Genomic DNA, 16,784 nt, shown 5'->3' with positions numbered 1-16,784 from the left:
CGGCCTCTGCTGAAAGGGGAGAGTCACAATCTGGGATTCGGCGCAATCCTGATTCAAGGAGGCTACGGTTTATAAAACCCCTTGCGCGATCATGGCGTCAGCCACTTTCACGAAGCCCGCCACGTTGGCGCCGTCGACATAGCTGAAGCTGCCGTCTTCGCGGTCACCGTACTGCACGCAAGCTTGATGAATGCCGCGCATGATTTCCTGCAGCCGCATGTCGACTTCTTCGCGGGTCCACGACAGCCGCATGGCGTTCTGGCTCATTTCCAGGCCGGAAGTAGCCACGCCGCCGGCGTTGCTGGCTTTGCCCGGTGCATAGAGCACCTTGTTGGCTTCGAACAGCTTGACCGCTTCGATGGTGGTCGGCATGTTGGCGCCCTCGGCCACGCATTTGACGCCGTTTCTGACCAGCGTGGCCGCGTCGACGGCATCCAGTTCGTTTTGCGTCGCGCAAGGCAAGGCCACGTCGACAGGGACATCCCAGGGCTTGGCGCCAGCGCGGAATTCGCTGCCGGTTCGTGCCGCGTAATCGCTGACCCGGCCGTAGAGGTGGTTTTTCACTTCCATCAATTCCGCCAGTTTTTCCGGCGTGAAGCCCTCGTTATCGACGATGGTGCCGCTGGAGTCGGAGACGGTGACGACCTTGGCGCCCAGCTCCATGGCCTTTTCCACCGCGTATTGCGCCACGTTGCCGGAACCCGATATGCTGACCCTCAGACCATCGAACGACAGGCCGTGGCGTTTCAGCATTTCTTCGGCAAAGTAGACCGTGCCGTAGCCGGTGGCTTCCGGACGAATCAGTGAGCCCCCGAAGCTCAGGCCCTTGCCGGTGAACACGCAGTCCGCTCGGTTGGTGAGTTTTTTCATCATGCCGGCCATATAACCGACTTCGCGGCCGCCCACACCGATGTCGCCCGCGGGTACGTCGGTATCTGCGCCGACATGGCGGAACAGTTCGGATACGAAGGCCTGGCAGAAGCGCATGACCTCTCCCGGGCTTTTGCCTTTGGGATCGAAATCGGAGCCGCCTTTGCCGCCGCCCATGGGCAAGGTGGTCAGCGCATTCTTGAAGGTTTGTTCGAAAGCCAGGAATTTCAGGATAGACAGATTGACCGAAGGGTGGAAACGCAAACCACCTTTGTAGGGGCCGATAGCCATGTTGTGCTGAATGCGATAGCCGCGGTTGACTTGCACTTTACCTTGATCGTCGACCCAGGATACACGGAACATGACGACGCGCTCGGGTTCGACCAGACGATCCAGCAAGCCATTCTCGGCGTATTTGGGAAAGCGGGAAATAAAGGGCCACAAACTCTCCATCACTTCCGTCACGGCTTGGAGGAATTCTGGCTGACCGGGGTTTAGTTGAGCGACGTGGTTCAGAAATTCGTCACAGCTTTGGTATTTCATGAAGGTATTGCCTCTTACTGGGCTTGTTAATAATCTTTGGTTGGGTTTATAGCTTGTTAGGTGGACAATTCTAACCCACGGGCCCGCGAAACTTCCAATAATATAGCGATTCGAAATTAATGGTTGGTCGAATGCTCGTTCTTGGCAAAGTCTGGAAAGCACTGGACGATACCGGCTGGCGTCATTGAACGACCTAGATTAGAGCTTGCTTGGAGCGCTGGGGCATATGACTGGAAATGATGGGTTATCCGGTCGGCGCGGGTTATAAGCAGGGGCAATATTATGCTCACCAAAACTTCCACCAAGGGCGTTTATCTCTTGGACTTGGTGTTTTTGTTTGGCTTGACTGAATCGCTGAAGGTAAATTTTTCAGAGCAGTAACCTTTTGGCTCACTGCTTCCCATCTTGCAAAATCCTGACTGATTTGTGCGTAAGATTTACCGATTATTGGACATCGATTTGTCGCTTGATCCAGCTTTAAAATCATCAAGGCCTTTTTTTGTTTTGGCTCAAGATTTCGGTCGCCGTGTCCCAAAAACTGTTCCACTGTGCCCAATAGATTTTCGGGGAATCGCTCCAGTAATTCGCTTGCCGCGCCGTATTCGTTTTCCTGTATTTCGCTGTTTGACAGCAAATACCACAACGCGTCGAAGCCCAGTTCGGGTTGCCTGACAAAGCCATTCTCGTTGCCCCAGCCGAAATCATAGAGCTCCTTTTTCTTCCAACGGGAATTGTCGTGTGTGCTGATGAAGAGATCATCCTGTTCCGGCACCGATACGAGGCCGAAGTCTGCTGGAGTCTTTTTATCGAATCTGAAACTCATTAAAAAATATTGCTGATCCGGGTTGATGGTCATTTTGTGGGCGGTATTGGCGATGATGGGGCCGCGGAAATCGGTGGAGAAAACAATGGCCGTGGCATGACGGGAATCAGTCCGGTTGCAAGTGTTTGGACAGCACCGGCATCAACGACAACAGTCCGAGCAAGCTCAGCGCCGCCATGGTTTCAACCGACAGCAATTGATCCAGACGATCGATGCGGCCCAACGACTGACCCAGATTGGCGAAGATGAAACTGCCCGGCATGATGCCGATAAAGGTCGTGACCAGGTAAGTGCGCATCGATACCGAGGTAAAGGCGGGCGCGAGATTGACCAGCCAGAACGGGAACAGCGGCACCAGGCGCAGGAACAACAGGTAATTGAAGGCGTCGGCATCAAAACCGTCCAGCAGTTTTTGCGACAAGGCGCTGGCTTTCAGCTTCTCCCGTGCCCAGTCGGCGAACAAATAACGCGCCAGCCAGAACACGGCGCCCGCGCCTAGCGTAGCCGAAATCACGATCAGCACGGTACCTGCCCAGCGCCCGAACAAAAATCCCAGCAGCAGAGATAACACCGTGCCGCCGGGTAAACTAAGCGCGGTCGAAAGGCTGTAACCCAGGCCGCACAACAGCAACATCGCCAGATAATGCCGCTCGGTAAATGCCAGCAAGGCTTCCCTGTGAGCGCGGATATTGTCCAGGCTAAGTACGTTAGGCAGGTCGAGCCAAACCAGCAGGATCGCCACTACCGGCACTAGCCAAATCAAATGTTGTTTTTGCATGTCGTCTCCCCGTAAATTCCGGATAAGCTTTGGCGGAAATAGTTTTTGCCGTGAAGATCAGGCCAAATTTGGTCCAGTGGTCAGTTTTGGATCGCGCCGGTGATGATTCACCCGGCAACCTTGTAACCTCCAGTCATTTGACTAAAGTCCACCTTAATTGTTACCCGATACTCAATCCGATACTAGACCAAATGTGCCGATGTACAAATCCTTGATGATCTCGCCATAATAATCAGGCAAGCCATCCAATTCTTGGTATTTTGTTCCTTTTAAATCAGTCAAGGAAATAGGGTTAATGAAAAGCAGAGAAAGACGGCAAGGCGTGGTGCTGGTGCATAGCGGAGAAGGCAAGGGGAAATCCTCCAGTGCGTTTGGCATGGTGTTCAGGGCCGCCGGCTGGGGCATGAACGTGTGCGTGATTCAGTTCATCAAGGGGCAATGGCAAACCGGCGAGCAAAAAGCCGCGGAACGCTTTGATAATATCGAATGGCACGCGTTGGGTGACGGTTTTACCTGGAATACCAAGAATCCGGAGCAAGACATCAAGACCAGTCGCGATATATGGGAATTTGCCAAACAAAAAATAGTGTCCGGGGCGTTTGATCTGGTCATATTGGATGAAATCAACTATTGCTGCGGCTACGGCTGGATCAGTGGCCAGGAAGTCGCGGATTTCATCAGGCAGGACAAACCCGATTGGCTGCATCTCGTATTGACCGGACGGAATGCGGCGCCGGAGGTGATTGCGGCCGCGCATACCGTCACCGAGATGAAACCCATCAAACATGCCTTTCAAGCGGGTATCAAAGCCGAGCAAGGCGTCGAATTTTAAGCTGAAATAATCCGCCGTTTCTGGCAGAATTGCCGCCTTTTTAATCCGTCAAACGAGTGCAATCATGCAACAAGCCAAACAATTGATCGAAAAATACTATCAAGCCTTCAACAATGGCGATATGGATACCTTTCTGAGCTTGCTGACCGACGACGTGGTGCATGACATCAACCAGGGCGATCGCGAGCAAGGCAAGGAAGCATTTGCCAGATTCATGGATAAAATGAATCATCATTATCGCGAACAACTGGTGGACATGGTTGTCATGGCCAACGAAGATGGCACTCGCGCTGCCGCGGAATTTGTGGTGTTGGGCGAATATTTGAATACCGACGAAGGCCTGCCGGAAGCCAACGGCCAAACGTACCGTCTGCCGGCCGGCGCCTTTTTCGATATTCGCGACGGCAAAGTGGCTCGAGTCACCAACTATTACAATCTGGGAGACTGGATTGCGCAGGTCGATCCGCAACAATAAGGATTGCTGTTCATCCAGGGGTGATTCCGCGTGATTTCGGAATCACCAATTGCCGATAGTGCCGGCATCGCATAGAATCCGAAGTGCAATATTTCCGATTTGCCGAAATAACTATAAACAGAGGAGAGCAAGCATGGGTGAAACACAGAAATTGATGATAGCCGTCGTCGGCGTATTCGTGGTGGGGTTTTTGGTGGTGGGTGCCAGTAAGGACCAAACCAATGAAGAAAAGGAAGCCGCCTCGCAGATTCGCTCGTTAGTAGCGATGCAGGAAATGGCCAATCAAAAATGTCCGAAATTGATACAAAGCAAAACCGGCTCGCAGGTTTATTTTCCGTCCAAGACCGATACCGATAAAGAGACCTATGTCACGATGGAATGGGTTGGCGAAGCGGGCGATAATTTCAAAACCGCATCCTGCACCTTGCATCAGCAATTGGGCGGCGTTTCCAAGCTCGTGATCGACGGTCAGGTCCTGATCGATAAAAAATTCTAGTCAAAAAGGTGTTCCTGTGTTTATCGGGAGCGCCGTGTTTTCCCCCAGTCCAGAGGTCGTAAGGATTTCGTCAGAAATAACTTCCGCTTTTGGTTCCCATGCTCCGCGTGGAAGCCTGCTCAGGGACACTCTAGCATCCCGAACCGCAGGGCGCTTCAGGCTGCATTCCCACGCGGAGCATGGGGACGATGAGCCCCGAGTGCGGGAAATTATTTTCAACCAAATCCTATAAAGGTAAGGAATGTGTGAGAAATAAGCTCGACAAAGGTAGGTGCGAATTCATTCGCACTGTGCGGATAAATCCACACCTGCACCGAATATTGGCATAGATTATTTCATGTTCATTCCCAAGCCAATGCCTTCACCCGCCGGGAGCAGCTTAGAAGAGGGGATAAATTCGTTGTTTATTCCCTCACCCGCGCGCGCGAGGAGAGGGGCTTTTACGACAACCTCGGTCGGCATTGACTTTTTTGAGGGCAGATTGTCCCGGGATTTTTATGCTCAGATTGTTGTCTCGACATGCGCGCTGTCGGAGAAAGCAAGCCCTCCACCTTTACAATAGCCCCGATTTTCGAACAAGCCATGTCAGACTCCCTAAAACCCAGCATGCCGGCCTACGATCGATACGTATTGGTTTGCACCGGGAAGAACTGTACCCGACATGGGGAAGGCCTGGCTTTATACGAAGCCTTGAAAACCAAATTGAAACAGCGGGGCTTGGTCGATGGGAACATCAAAATCAAGCGCAGCCAAGTGCATTGCTTTGGGGTATGTACTGGCGGGCCTTTACTGTGCGTGCAGCCAGATGGGGTCTGGTATTATGCGGTTGATGATGAAAAGCTCGATACCATCATCGAGCAGCATTTGGTTGGCGGCAAGCCTGTCGCGGAATGGGTTTTTCATGAATGACCTGCTTTCCGTTCCGAACGGGTGCCTCTGCGCATGGACGCATTACGAAACGAGAGGAACAGGTAAAAGTAATTTTCCAAAAAGAAGGGCGTACCACAGCAGGTTTATTGAATCGGGATGTCATTTATGACCGCATCCTAAGTCAGACAGAGGTAAAGACGATGGCAGAATTTCATAGAGGGGTTTTAAAAACCTGGAAAGACGACAGAGGGTTTGGTTTTATTCAACCCGATCATGGCGATAAGGATATTTTTATCCACATTTCCGCCTTGCAGGGCGTGGCCCGACGTCCGGTTCGCGGCGACGTGTTGTTTTATCAAGTAGGGCAGGATGCGGGCGGCAAGTTCAAGGCCATCAATGCGCGCATTGATGGCGCGGAGCTGGTAAAACCTCAGGGCAAGGTCGGCAAGAAATGGCTATGGCTCACGGCCGCGGCTTTGGGTCTGGTTAGCGCCGCGGTCGCCGCTTATGCCTATCTGTATTGATTGAGTGTTGAAAACTGGCATGGCGGCGCAATGGAAAGTCCTATGAGCGATTCACAAAAATGGCTGATTCTGGCTTTTGTCGTTGGTGTGGGCTGGTTGCTTTATCGGCTTGCCCCCATTCTGATGCCTTTCGCAGTGGCGGCTATTTTGGCGTATTTGGGCGATCCCCTGGTCGATAGGCTGGAGTTGTTCCGCTACCGAAACTTTCGCCTGAACCGGACGCTGGCGGTCGTCGTCGTGTTTCTCGGTATCATCGTGATCGCGACCGGTGTTTTACTGTTCATCATTCCAACGATTGAATATCAGATCAGCGAGTTCATCGATAAATTACCGTCCTACTTGCATTGGTTGAACAAGTCGGTCATTCCGAGCTTGCAGAAATATTTTGGCAAGGGTATCAGACCGTTGAAAACCGATCAGTTAATCGTCTACATACGAGGTTATTGGCAAGAAGGCGAATCGGGAACGGAAAACCTGTTGCAGTCCGTCTCGCATTCAGGCGCGCTGATTATCGGCTGGCTGATGAATTTGGTGCTGATTCCGGTGATTACGTTTTATTTATTGCGGGACTGGGACCTCCTCATGGCCAAGATCCATGATTTGTTCCCGCGACGGGCCGCGACAACGGTTGGTAAATTGGCCGGCGAGGCGGATGATGTGCTGGGTGCGTTTTTCCGGGGCCAGTTCTACGTGATGTTGGCGCTGGGTGTCATCTATAGTCTTGGATTGTTGCTGATTGGGCTGGATCTGGCGCTATTGATCGGGATGATTGCGGGCATGATCAGTTTCGTACCCTATATGGGTGTTTTGGTCGGAATCGGCCTGGCTTGTCTGGCGGCGTTGTTGCAGTTTCAGGATGCGGTGCATCTGGTTTCTGTCTTGATCGTGTTTGGCGTTGGGCATAGTCTGGAAAGCATGTGGCTGACGCCGTGGCTGGTCGGCAACAAGATTGGCTTGCATCCGGTTGCCGTCATCTTTGCCGTTTTGGCCGGCGGGCAGCTCTTTGGTTTCTTGGGCATTTTGCTGGCGTTGCCGGTGGCTTCGGTGATCATGGTGTTATTGCGCCATGTTCATGGCCGATATACCGTCAGCGGTTTTTATAGTGGCGGTTCCTATCTGTGAACCACCGTCTGCTGGCTTTAGTCGTATTGGCAGTCCTGATAGGTGATGCAAGGGCCAGCGACCAGCGGCGGGAATTGGAGTTCGCCGAACAGCTCCAGGCCGGCACTTCCGCCGGCAACGTGGTTTGGTTGAACTCGGCCGGGCAGCGTTTTTTGGGGATTTGGACCGAAGCCGAGAAAGCCGACAATACCAATGCGGTGATTTTGCTTCACGACATGGGCAATCATCCGGATCATCAGCCGTTGATTCGCGGCCTGCGAACCTCCTTGCCGGAATATAATTGGGCAACCTTGGCTATCCAGTTGCCACTGCGCGAGATCGGCGCGGAAGCGCGGGATTATTACGGTCTATTCGACGAGGCCAGAGGCCGCATTCAGGCCGCGGTTGCGTTCTTGCGCGGCAACGGTGCGAGAAACATAGCCCTGGTCGGCCATGGCATCGGCGCGGCGATGGCGGCTTATACCATCAGTCTTGAACCCGATGCCTTGCTTGCGTTGGCGGCCATCAGTCTACCGTTACCGGACAGTACGTTGCCGCAAGCCCGGATCGGCGATTTTCTCAAACAAATTGCGTTGCCGTTTCTGGATATCTATGCCGAGTTTGATTTGCCCGAAGTCGCCGATACCGCGCGTCAGCGGCGCATGCTGGCCAAGGACAATCCGGTCTATAGACAAGTCGTAATCAATGGAGAAGATCACGACTATTCGCACGATCCGGCCATGGTAGTCAAGCGCGTCCATGGCTGGCTGACCTTGAATTTGAACCCAAATTAATTTTTAATCCTAGAATCAGGAGCATGTAAATGCGCATAACCGACGAAATAGCCGCAGAAATCCATTTGTTGTCATTGTTCAATCTGGCCTCTCACCAGGAAGGGGTCAAAGTGCATCATGATGCCGAGCCGCAAGTCATAGCAGCCGCCAAACGACTATTCGAAAAAGGGTTGACTACCCAGGTCGATGGAGGTTATCTGACCGATTTAGGTGTCGAGGCAGCTGAACACACGCAGCGCATGCTGACGATCTTGAATGCGAAACCACAAGGCTAAAAGCCCAGTTCCAGTACCCATTTGACGGAAAGGTAAATGACCAGGCCGATGACGCTACAGTAGGCGATGAAGCGAAGCGGGTTGTTCAGATTGTGTAACCAGAAACCCGGCTGCAGTCCCTGTTGTTTGCGTTGTTGATAAAGCGCGCGCTGTGTGATGGCTCGCTGCTGTTGATATTCATCGAACAGGCGCAGGGCAGTGGGTAAGTCATCAGGGTGATGCAGCCAGATGGCCGGTAGAGATATACCCCAGAAACCGGCGGAGGTTTCGTAAAACGTAATGTCGTTTGCCAGAAGCAGTTCGCGAACGTCTTCGGCTTCATCCGCCGGCACGCCGCGTAAATTAAAGAATAGAATGGACATGAGCCTTAAAAAAGGTGGCAACTTGAATTGCCAAATTATAAAGCGAATATTGGCGATGCAGGCCATTATTGAAAAAGTGCGATGAATTCTGACAGCTTATTAACAATCGACTCAATGGCGACAGTTTTGCTGATTGAGGATGAAAGTTGTAAACAAGATGGCCTGGCGGAATTTCTGGCAAGGGTCGGTTATCAATGCCATTCTGTTGTTTCCATACAGCAGGCGGCCGATTTTATTCGGACCGGTGGCTGCCTGGATCTTTTGATGGTGTCGACGCCTGTCAACGTGTCCGAGCAGTTGGCTTCGATCCTGACTGAGGTGGCGGGCTATCTTCCGCTTGTCGTGGTCGGGGAGCGAGGCCAGGATGATTTTATCGACGACTATCTGAAAATTGGCGTGGATGGATTCGTCTTTCGGCCGCTGGATCAAAGATTGCTGCGAATGAGTGTCGAGTCGGCACTGCGGATGGGGCGGCTTGATCGGCGCGTGAGACAGCAACGCCGGCAATTGGCGGATTTTTCGCAGCAAATGGATTTGGAACAGGAGGTTGCGTTCAAGATCTACCAGAACGTGTTGCAGAGCAATTATCTGCATACCGGGGTGATCAAGTCCTTCATGTCGCCGATGGCCTTGTTCAATGGTGATTTGCTATTGGCGGAGAGAACGCCCGACAATAATTTGTACGTCTTGCTCGGCGACTTTACCGGTCATGGCTTATCGGCCTCGGTTGCCGCGATGCCAGTGGCTGATATTTTTTATGGCATGGCCCGCAAAGGCTTTGCGCTGGCCGATCTTGTGCAGGAGATCAATGCCAGGCTTTACAGGGTCTTGCCGACCAATCGATTTCTGGCTGCCACGGCAGTCGCGCTTTATCCCGATTCCAAGAGTTTGAGCCTGATCACCTGCGGCCTGCCGGAACACTTCCTGGTCAATGATCTTGACGGCAGTCACAAGGTCATTCCTTCCAAAAACATCCCGTTGGGTATTCAAAGAACGCTCGAGTTAGAAGAGCAAAGTTTCAGCGTGGCCAGGCATCATCATCTGTATCTGATGACCGATGGAGTGTTCGACGCGCCCAATAGTCAGGGCGAGGCGTTTGGAACCGAACGCATCACGGCGGCGCTCTGCCGGCGGGCGGCATCCGGTTTCGATTCCTTGCGCGCGATGCTGGACGAGCATACGGCTGACTTGAAACAGCAAGACGACATTTCCTTTGTCAAATTGATATGCGATGTCGACGATGTGCCGTGGCAGTGCGCCATCGCCGAGCGATTGGACCGTCCTACTCAGGCCTTGAACTGGAAAACCAGCATGGAGCTCGAGATCGATGCGCTACGACTATTGAATCCCGTGCCTGTGCTGGTCGATGCGTTAATGGAAATACAGGGTTTGCAACAATACCGGCAATCGATATTCCTGATTATCAGCGAATTGTTTGCCAATGCGCTGGATCATGGCTTATTGAAACTGGATTCGGCAATCAAGACCTCGCCCGAAGGTTTCATGCGTTTTTATCAAATGAAGGAAGAGCGCTTGCAGGGCTTGCAGGTCGGCAAGATTTGCTTGCTGTTCTCCCATAAACCGACTGACAAGGGAGGGCAGTTGACGATAGAAGTCAGCGATAGCGGCGATGGCTTCAATTGGCAAGGATTTCAGCACGACTTGCGCGACAATCTCGGTTTCTGCGGCCGCGGGTTGAAGTTGCTGGAAACCTTGTGTAGCCGGGTGACCTTTCACGGCAAGGGCAATCGCGTCACGGCCGTGTTTGACTGGCTGCGCTAAACCGGTCAGCGCTGGCAGCCGCCACAAAAATAACTGGCACGCTGGCCAATTTTGAGTTGCTGAATGGGCTCCGCGCAACATAGGCAGGCCTGGCCCTCGCGGCCATAAACCGATAAGGATTGTTGAAAATAGCCGGGCTTGCCTTGCGCATTGAGAAAATCTCGCAATGTGGTGCCGCCTTGGTCTATGGAACGCTGCAGGACAGTTTTAATGGCCGCGCTCAGGTCTTGATAGCTGGCTAAGCCGATGTCGCCAGCGGCGCGGTTGGGATGCAGGCGGGCCAGAAAGAGCGATTCACTGGCGTAAATGTTGCCGACGCCCACCACGATATGGCTGTCCATGATCAGGCTTTTGACGGCTGTCTTGCGGTTTCGGCTGCAAGCGTACAGGTAATCGCCGCCAAAGGCAGCGGATAAAGGCTCTGGCCCCAGTGATGCCAGCAAAGGATGCGTTTCGACGGCTTGATCTGTCCATAAAACCGCGCCGAATCTGCGTTGGTCATTAAAACGCAACACGGTGCCATCATCAAAGACGAAATCGACGTGGTCATGTTTGAGCATGGGTTGGTCGGGCGTCGTGATGCGCAAGTTCCCCGACATGCCCAAATGCAGCAACAGGGTGCCGGCCTCGGTGGTCAACAACAAATATTTGCCACGGCGCTCGACTGCGCCCAGCCTCAATCCAGCCAGCGTGCTCGGCAGATCGCTTGGGACCGGCCAACGTAGCCGGGGCTGGCGGACGATGACGCTGCTGAAGCATTTGCCCAAAATATGCGGCGCAATGCCGCGGCGACTGGTCTCGACCTCGGGTAATTCCGGCATGGGTTTAGAGCTGGGATAATAAATGCCGGGCTTCGGCTTGCAGTTTCTTGCGGGACAGTAGCAGGTGCCAACGGCTGCCTCCACATTGACGCCACAACAGACTGGCGCGTATGCCCGCCAGCAATAGCGCGCGGATTTTGTTGACCGTGGCTTGGTTGCCCAGATACTGCGGGTCGCCGTTGATCATGATGCGCGGTTGCAGTGTGCTGATGGTGCCATGGTAAATGTCGGCTAGATTGGCCAACACATTTTCATGCAACGCGCCAAAATGTTCGGCCTGCGCTTGAGCCCGGGTGATGCCGACGCGAATCTTGTTCAGCATGTCCTGATTTTGGCTGAGCTGCTTTTGCAGATGCACCAATTGCGCGGCGTAGCGTGCTTGCTCGGGGTTGGCCACCACGCGGCTGGTCAATTGCTTGTCGAGTTGTTCCAGGCCGTGGCGTATGCCTGCCAGCCCGCCATAAACGTCGGCGACGCTATCGGAATCGATTTTCAACAGACTGCCTATGCTGGCGGCCATGGCGTCTTGGTCGGCGTTGCCAGTAGTCGCCAGTTGCCGAACCAAGGAGACGGATTGAGCTATGCCGGCGAGGGCGATGGTTTGGTTGCTAATGGAGATCAAAGACATGGTCGTTAAGCTGTTTTTGAGAAAAACCCGGCCAGTTGCATGGCCGCCTGAATTCGCTGAGCAGAGACGAAGCCCATGATGGGCTTCGGCTTTGCCAGGTCAACGAAACGGAAACATTGTTCATGGCGGGTGGATTTATTGTCATGAATCACCTTATTTACAGGCGACTTGCAGGCAGTTGGGCGATACCGGGCCGCCCGATTCGAGCCATGATTGCAGGCCATTTTGTAAATGATGGACATTTTTCATGCCCAGTTGACGAGTCAAGAAATCGCCCACTCTGGCGCTGCGGTTGCCGGAACGGCAGATTAAAATCACCGGTTGGTCGGGCGAAGATTTTAATTGTTCCAGTGCGGCGACCCATTTGGCTTGGTCGAAGCGGCCTTGAGGGTCGAAGGATTGCAGTTTTAGGCTGTTCGATAGGATGCCGGAGGCTTGCCACTCGGCTTCTGTGCGAATATCCACGACCAGCGCGTTTTGATTTTGCTGCATATCCAGTAACTGCTCGGGACTTACGGTTTTCAATTCCGTAGCCATCAGCGCGCTACTAATAAACAACAAGCCAGGGAATAACGATAACCGTGTTTTTTTCATGTTTCATCTGATAAAGGGATACACGTCAGCACCCCACCACTGGAGGCATTCCAGGTAGATTGCGGCAATGCGTTGCGGTGCAATGTTGCGAAAAGTATCGCCCTCAATTTCCCAGCGCTCATAATTGATCACATATTGTAACGCTTCTCCGGCCCTGCCGGCGTTAAACAAAATGGCATTTTTGATGGGGGCGGACAAGGGCAAGGGTTGCAGAGCGGTTTCCAGGGGTTGGTCGATGATGCTGTCCAGACCGGATAAAAGTCCAACCAGGAAATAGGTTTCTTGGTCTTCGCCGATTTCGTTCGCCAGCAATTCGCACATCTTGGCCCTTACCAATATCGTCTGCAACAGGGAAGATGGCTTGGTTGACATCGACGACAAGGTCAGAATATTGACCCAGCGTTTGATTTCCCGTAGTCCCAAAAAGGTAAGCGCGTGCTGAATCGATTCTATCTTGTTGGGTAGCGCGAAAGAAGCAGAGTTGAGGTAATGCAGCAGTTTATAGGTCAGACCCACATCCTGGGCGACGGTTTGACTGAGTTTCTGGAAGCTGACATCGTCATTGTTGATGATGGCCAATAATTGGATGGCGGCGGTTTGGCTGACGCTAAGGCGCTTGCCTTTGACGAGGTTGGGTTTGCTGAAGAAAAACCCCTGGAATAATTCACAGCCCCAATCACGCAGGCATTCAAAGTCCTCATGGGTTTCGACTTTTTCCGCGAGAAGTCTGACGTTGTAAGGCTTTAACTTTTCGATCAATTGCCTGGTATCTTCCCGTTTGTTTGCCATGATGTCCAATTTGACGATATCGGCAAACTCCAGCAAGGGCAGCCATTGTGGCGCCAGGACGAAGTCATCCAGCGCGATGATGTAGCCCTGCGCGGATAACTCTCGCAGGTTGTTGATGATGCGCAAATCGACCGCGACGTCTTCCAATACCTCGATGACAATGCGTTCCTTGGGTAAATGTAGCGGGGTTTTTTCCAGAATGTTTTGCGCGGTGAAATTGATAAACGCAAAATGTGGCCCGACCAGCTCATTCAAGCCGATTTCCAGTATCGTGTCGGTGATGACCTGATTGGTTGCTGATGCGGCGCCTTCTTTTTTCGACAAGTCGAAATGATCGCCGCGGAAGAGGATTTCATACGCAAAAGTGTTAAGTTTGCAGTCCAGGATTTGCTGGCGACCAATCAGTATGTCTTTCATGTAGTTTACGAAGCAACAGAGGTTGAACTATGATGAAATTATGAGGCCTCAATATGATGACCGATAAAATTTAGTTGAGCTAGCCTCTGTCTTCAGAGTTGATGAAAAGGTAGCCATTCTTGCCGCTTTGGCGGATTACGGGTGTAGGCTTGACCGTCGGACAGGGTTTTGCAAGATATTGGATGAAGCCTCCGCGGCAAACCACCCAGGGGACGAATAGTTACTAATAACGCAGTATTCATGCAGTATTCATAAGGAGAATCAAGATGTCAGAATCAGTATCAATCAATGTCAGCGGAATGAAATGTGGCGGTTGTGAAAACACCATCAATACTGCCGTGGCCGCTATCGAAGGCGTTGTGTCAGTCAAAGCCTCGCATAAGGAAAAAAAGGTCGATGTTGAATTCGATCCAGGCAAAACCGATATGGAAGCGATAGAAGACGCCATTATCGATGCCGGTTTCAATGTCGAATAAATAGGCGCGGTTTTATTTTTTATCCAAACCCACCTGAGCAGGTTGTCATGAGCACAGATCAAACGATGAGTCAGGACCAGGAAATTCGCTTATCCATCTTAGGGATGCGGTGCGCTGGTTGTATTGCCGCCGTGGAAACGGCCTTGCAAGGGGTGGCGGGTGTCGAGACCGTCAATGTCAATTTTGCCGACCATTCGGCGGTCGTTACCGGTTCCGCCGATCCGGCCCTGCTCAAATCCGCGCTGAAGGAGGCGGGTTACGATGGAGCCGTCATGGAAGGATTGGAAGATCCCAGTGATGAAGAAAGGCAGGAAGAAGAGCGATATCGGGATCTGATGCGCAAGGCAGCCGTTGCCGGCGCCTTGGGCTTGCCTCTGATGCTGGGGGCTCACCTGGACTGGTTTCCTATGATGGGAACCCGGGAGGGTACGGGATTTTGGACTACCGTAGCGCTGTTGACCTTGGTCGTGATGTTTTATTCCGGCGGCCATTTCTTCACCAGTGCGATCAAATTGCTGCGGGTCAAACAGGCCAACATGGATACCCTGATTGCATTGGGTACCGGTTCGGCCTGGCTATATTCTTCCATCGTGATCGATTACTCCGACAACTTGCCGAGTCTGTCCAACCATGCGTATTTCGAAGCATCGGCGGTGATTCTGGCGTTCATCAATCTGGGCAGTGCATTGGAAACGCGCGCGCGCGGCAAAACCTCTGCGGCGATACGCGCCTTGATTGGTTTGCAGCCGCGAACCGCGCGCGTGGTGCGAGAAGGCCAGGACGTCGATATCCCTATCGAACAAGTGGGCTTGGGGGAAACCCTTAGGGTTCGGCCCGGCGAAAAGATTGCCGTGGATGGCGAGTTGATAGAAGGGCATTCCACGGTCGACGAATCCATGTTGACGGGCGAATCGATGCCGGTGGAAAAACTGGTCGGTTCTACCGTGGCGGCCGGTACCATCAATCAACATGGCAGCTTTCTATTTACCGCGACGCGTATCGGCCGCGATACCGCGCTGGCGCAAATCATTCACAGCGTAAGGCAGGCGCAAAGCAGCAAGCCGGCCTTGGCCAGGCTGGCCGATAAAATTTCGGCTGTCTTCGTGCCGACGGTGGTGGCAATCTCGATTTTCAGCTTTTTCGTCTGGCTGATTTTCGGTCCCGATCCGGCGGTAGGCTACGCTTTCGTCACCTCGATGACGGTGCTGGTGATCGCTTGTCCATGCGCGCTGGGTCTGGCAACCCCCATTTCGGTGATGGTGTCGGTCGGGCGTGCCGCCCAAATGGGGGTGTTGATTCGTAAAGGCGAAGCCTTGCAAACGGCCGGCAAATTGACCTGTTTGATTTTGGACAAAACCGGCACCGTAACCGTGGGCAAGCCGACCCTGTCGCATATCGTGGCTTTTGAGGGATATGGCGAAGAGCAGGTTTTACAGCGAGCAGCAAGTCTGGAATCGGGCTCGGAACATCCCTTGGCGGCGGCGATATTGGCGGCCGCCGAAGAAAAACAGCTCAAACTGGATCGAGTCAGAAAATTTCACGCCGTCGCAGGACACGGCATCACTGGGCGCATTGCCGATCAGCAATGGTTGTTCGGTAATGCCGCGTTGATGGCCGAACACCAAATAGATGTGGATGCGCATGGTGATGTCATGGCCGAGTTGGCCGCGCAAGGGCAAACCCCCATGTTGCTCGCCGTCGATAAGGTGGTGGTGGGTATCCTCAGCGTGGCCGACCCGATCAAAGCCGACTCGGCGCGCGCCGTTCAGCAACTGCAACGTCGCGGTGTGCGGGTGTTGATGGTCACTGGCGATAACCCGATCACCGCGCAGGCGATCGCCGCACAGGCCGGCATCAGCGAAGTTCGCGCGCAAGTTTTACCGCAAGACAAGGCGGCCGTTGTCAAGGAATTGCAGGCCCAAGGCGAGATAGTCGGCATGGTGGGCGATGGCATCAACGATGCGCCCGCATTGGCGCAAGCCGATGTCGGCTTTGCGATAGGTACGGGCACCGACGTGGCCATTGAAAGCGCCGATGTAGTATTGCTGCAAGGCTCGTTGCTGAAAGTGCCGGCAGCCATGGCGCTGTCCAGATTGACCGTTGCCAACATCAAGCAAAATTTATTCGGTGCGTTTTTTTACAACACCGTCGGGATTCCGGTAGCGGCCGGCCTGTTGTATCCCTTGTTCGGCGTGTTACTGAACCCCATGATCGCGGGCGCGGCCATGGCCATGTCTTCGGTGACGGTGGTCAGCAATGCCAATCGCTTGCGCTGGATCAAGCTCGATGAGGAAGACGCTCCATGAGTGTTGTAGCGGCGGTTCGGCTACGAGTGTCGTTGGCCGTTATTCATTAGTCGCCGGTTTCGAAAAGATTCACCAAGAGCGGCAGCCGTATCAAGGCTGCCGTCAAACATTCAAACACCATTCAGAAAAGTCTAAGGCGATAGCTCTTCTGAGCTGAGGGTATGGGACAAAAAAGCTTTAACTTTTTCAAATGAATAGGCTTTTTCGGTATTCTCGCTGGAGACTGGA

At 53.1% G+C, this 16,784-nt stretch carries 19 protein-coding genes; 11 read left to right on the top strand and 8 right to left on the bottom strand.

Translation table 11 applies throughout. The features are described 5' to 3' along the window. Window positions 1-69: 69 nt before the first annotated feature. The 3 genes from gdhA to NM686_RS14020 form a co-directional block, all read right to left on the bottom strand. Window positions 70-1,413: an NADP-specific glutamate dehydrogenase gene (gene gdhA / locus NM686_RS14030; RefSeq protein ID WP_255188460.1), complete on the bottom strand. Its 1,344-nt coding sequence runs from the start codon at window positions 1,411-1,413 to the stop codon at window positions 70-72. Window positions 1,414-1,699: 286 nt separating this feature from the next. Further along, window positions 1,700-2,269 (bottom strand): hypothetical protein, encoded by a 570-nt coding sequence (locus tag NM686_RS14025; RefSeq protein WP_255188459.1) that lies wholly within the window; start codon window positions 2,267-2,269, stop codon window positions 1,700-1,702. 73 nt (window positions 2,270-2,342) lie between these two features. Next, window positions 2,343-3,014, bottom strand: a complete 672-nt coding sequence (locus NM686_RS14020) for a TVP38/TMEM64 family protein (protein ID WP_255188458.1) — start codon at window positions 3,012-3,014, stop codon at window positions 2,343-2,345. Window positions 3,015-3,309: 295 nt separating this feature from the next. Here NM686_RS14020 and cobO point away from each other — a divergent pair, with 295 nt between their 5' ends. From cobO to NM686_RS13980, 8 genes are all read left to right on the top strand, one after another. Beyond that, entirely contained in the window at window positions 3,310-3,846 is a 537-nt protein-coding gene (gene cobO / locus NM686_RS14015; RefSeq protein ID WP_255188457.1) for a cob(I)yrinic acid a,c-diamide adenosyltransferase, read from the top strand. A 64-nt stretch (window positions 3,847-3,910) separates the two neighbouring features. Continuing rightward, on the top strand, window positions 3,911-4,321 hold the full coding sequence (locus NM686_RS14010) for a ketosteroid isomerase-related protein (protein ID WP_255188456.1): 411 nt from the start codon (window positions 3,911-3,913) through the stop codon (window positions 4,319-4,321). 133 nt (window positions 4,322-4,454) lie between these two features. After that, window positions 4,455-4,817, top strand: a complete 363-nt coding sequence (locus tag NM686_RS14005) for a hypothetical protein (RefSeq protein ID WP_255188455.1) — start codon at window positions 4,455-4,457, stop codon at window positions 4,815-4,817. Window positions 4,818-5,399: 582 nt separating this feature from the next. Then, the gene (locus tag NM686_RS14000; RefSeq protein ID WP_255188454.1) at window positions 5,400-5,726 is read left to right on the top strand and encodes a (2Fe-2S) ferredoxin domain-containing protein; all 327 of its coding nucleotides are present in this window, start codon (window positions 5,400-5,402) and stop codon (window positions 5,724-5,726) included. A 161-nt stretch (window positions 5,727-5,887) separates the two neighbouring features. After that, entirely contained in the window at window positions 5,888-6,211 is a 324-nt protein-coding gene (locus NM686_RS13995; RefSeq protein WP_269021813.1) for a cold shock domain-containing protein, read from the top strand. Window positions 6,212-6,253: 42 nt separating this feature from the next. Next, window positions 6,254-7,333 (top strand): AI-2E family transporter, encoded by a 1,080-nt coding sequence (locus tag NM686_RS13990; protein ID WP_255188453.1) that lies wholly within the window; start codon window positions 6,254-6,256, stop codon window positions 7,331-7,333. Continuing rightward, window positions 7,330-8,106: a DUF3530 family protein gene (locus NM686_RS13985; RefSeq protein ID WP_255188452.1), complete on the top strand. Its 777-nt coding sequence runs from the start codon at window positions 7,330-7,332 to the stop codon at window positions 8,104-8,106. Before NM686_RS13990 ends, NM686_RS13985 begins: the two co-directional genes overlap by 4 nt. Before the next feature lie 29 nt (window positions 8,107-8,135). Continuing rightward, the gene (locus NM686_RS13980; protein ID WP_255188451.1) at window positions 8,136-8,381 is read left to right on the top strand and encodes a TIGR02647 family protein; all 246 of its coding nucleotides are present in this window, start codon (window positions 8,136-8,138) and stop codon (window positions 8,379-8,381) included. Here NM686_RS13980 and NM686_RS13975 read toward each other — a convergent pair. After that, complete coding sequence (locus NM686_RS13975; RefSeq protein WP_255188450.1) at window positions 8,378-8,743, bottom strand: DUF6164 family protein; 366 nt, start codon at window positions 8,741-8,743, stop codon at window positions 8,378-8,380. The genes NM686_RS13980 and NM686_RS13975 overlap by 4 nt on opposite strands. A gap of 114 nt (window positions 8,744-8,857) precedes the next feature. Between NM686_RS13975 and NM686_RS13970 the strand changes: the two genes are divergently transcribed. Continuing rightward, window positions 8,858-10,525 carry an ATP-binding SpoIIE family protein phosphatase gene (locus NM686_RS13970; RefSeq protein WP_255188449.1) on the top strand — a complete coding sequence of 556 codons (1,668 nt, stop codon included), beginning with the start codon at window positions 8,858-8,860 and terminating at the stop codon, window positions 10,523-10,525. A gap of 5 nt (window positions 10,526-10,530) precedes the next feature. Here NM686_RS13970 and mutM read toward each other — a convergent pair whose 3' ends face one another. The 4 genes from mutM to NM686_RS13950 all read right to left on the bottom strand — a co-directional run bounded on the left by mutM (window position 10,531) and on the right by NM686_RS13950 (window position 13,774). Further along, the gene (gene mutM, locus NM686_RS13965; RefSeq protein WP_255188448.1) at window positions 10,531-11,346 is read right to left on the bottom strand and encodes a bifunctional DNA-formamidopyrimidine glycosylase/DNA-(apurinic or apyrimidinic site) lyase; all 816 of its coding nucleotides are present in this window, start codon (window positions 11,344-11,346) and stop codon (window positions 10,531-10,533) included. Window positions 11,347-11,350: 4 nt separating this feature from the next. Beyond that, complete coding sequence (gene hflD, locus NM686_RS13960) at window positions 11,351-11,974, bottom strand: high frequency lysogenization protein HflD (protein WP_255188447.1); 624 nt, start codon at window positions 11,972-11,974, stop codon at window positions 11,351-11,353. A 153-nt stretch (window positions 11,975-12,127) separates the two neighbouring features. Continuing rightward, entirely contained in the window at window positions 12,128-12,568 is a 441-nt protein-coding gene (locus tag NM686_RS13955; RefSeq protein ID WP_255188446.1) for a rhodanese-like domain-containing protein, read from the bottom strand. Between the two features lie 3 nt (window positions 12,569-12,571). Further along, window positions 12,572-13,774, bottom strand: coding sequence for an EAL and HDOD domain-containing protein (locus tag NM686_RS13950; protein ID WP_255188445.1), 1,203 nt, complete (start codon window positions 13,772-13,774; stop codon window positions 12,572-12,574). 266 nt (window positions 13,775-14,040) lie between these two features. On the opposite strand from NM686_RS13950, the gene NM686_RS13945 reads away from it, so the two are divergent. Together NM686_RS13945 and NM686_RS13940 are read left to right on the top strand one after the other, a co-directional pair. After that, window positions 14,041-14,250: a heavy-metal-associated domain-containing protein gene (locus NM686_RS13945; RefSeq protein WP_255188444.1), complete on the top strand. Its 210-nt coding sequence runs from the start codon at window positions 14,041-14,043 to the stop codon at window positions 14,248-14,250. Window positions 14,251-14,297: 47 nt separating this feature from the next. Then, on the top strand, window positions 14,298-16,556 hold the full coding sequence (locus tag NM686_RS13940; protein ID WP_255188443.1) for a heavy metal translocating P-type ATPase: 2,259 nt from the start codon (window positions 14,298-14,300) through the stop codon (window positions 16,554-16,556). Window positions 16,557-16,784 lie beyond the last annotated feature (228 nt).

The organism is Methylomonas rapida (assembly GCF_024360925.2).
Lineage (GTDB): Bacteria > Pseudomonadota > Gammaproteobacteria > Methylococcales > Methylomonadaceae > Methylomonas > Methylomonas rapida.
Note: the sequence above shows the minus strand (reverse complement) of the source record. Positions and strands in the feature narration are given on the sequence as shown.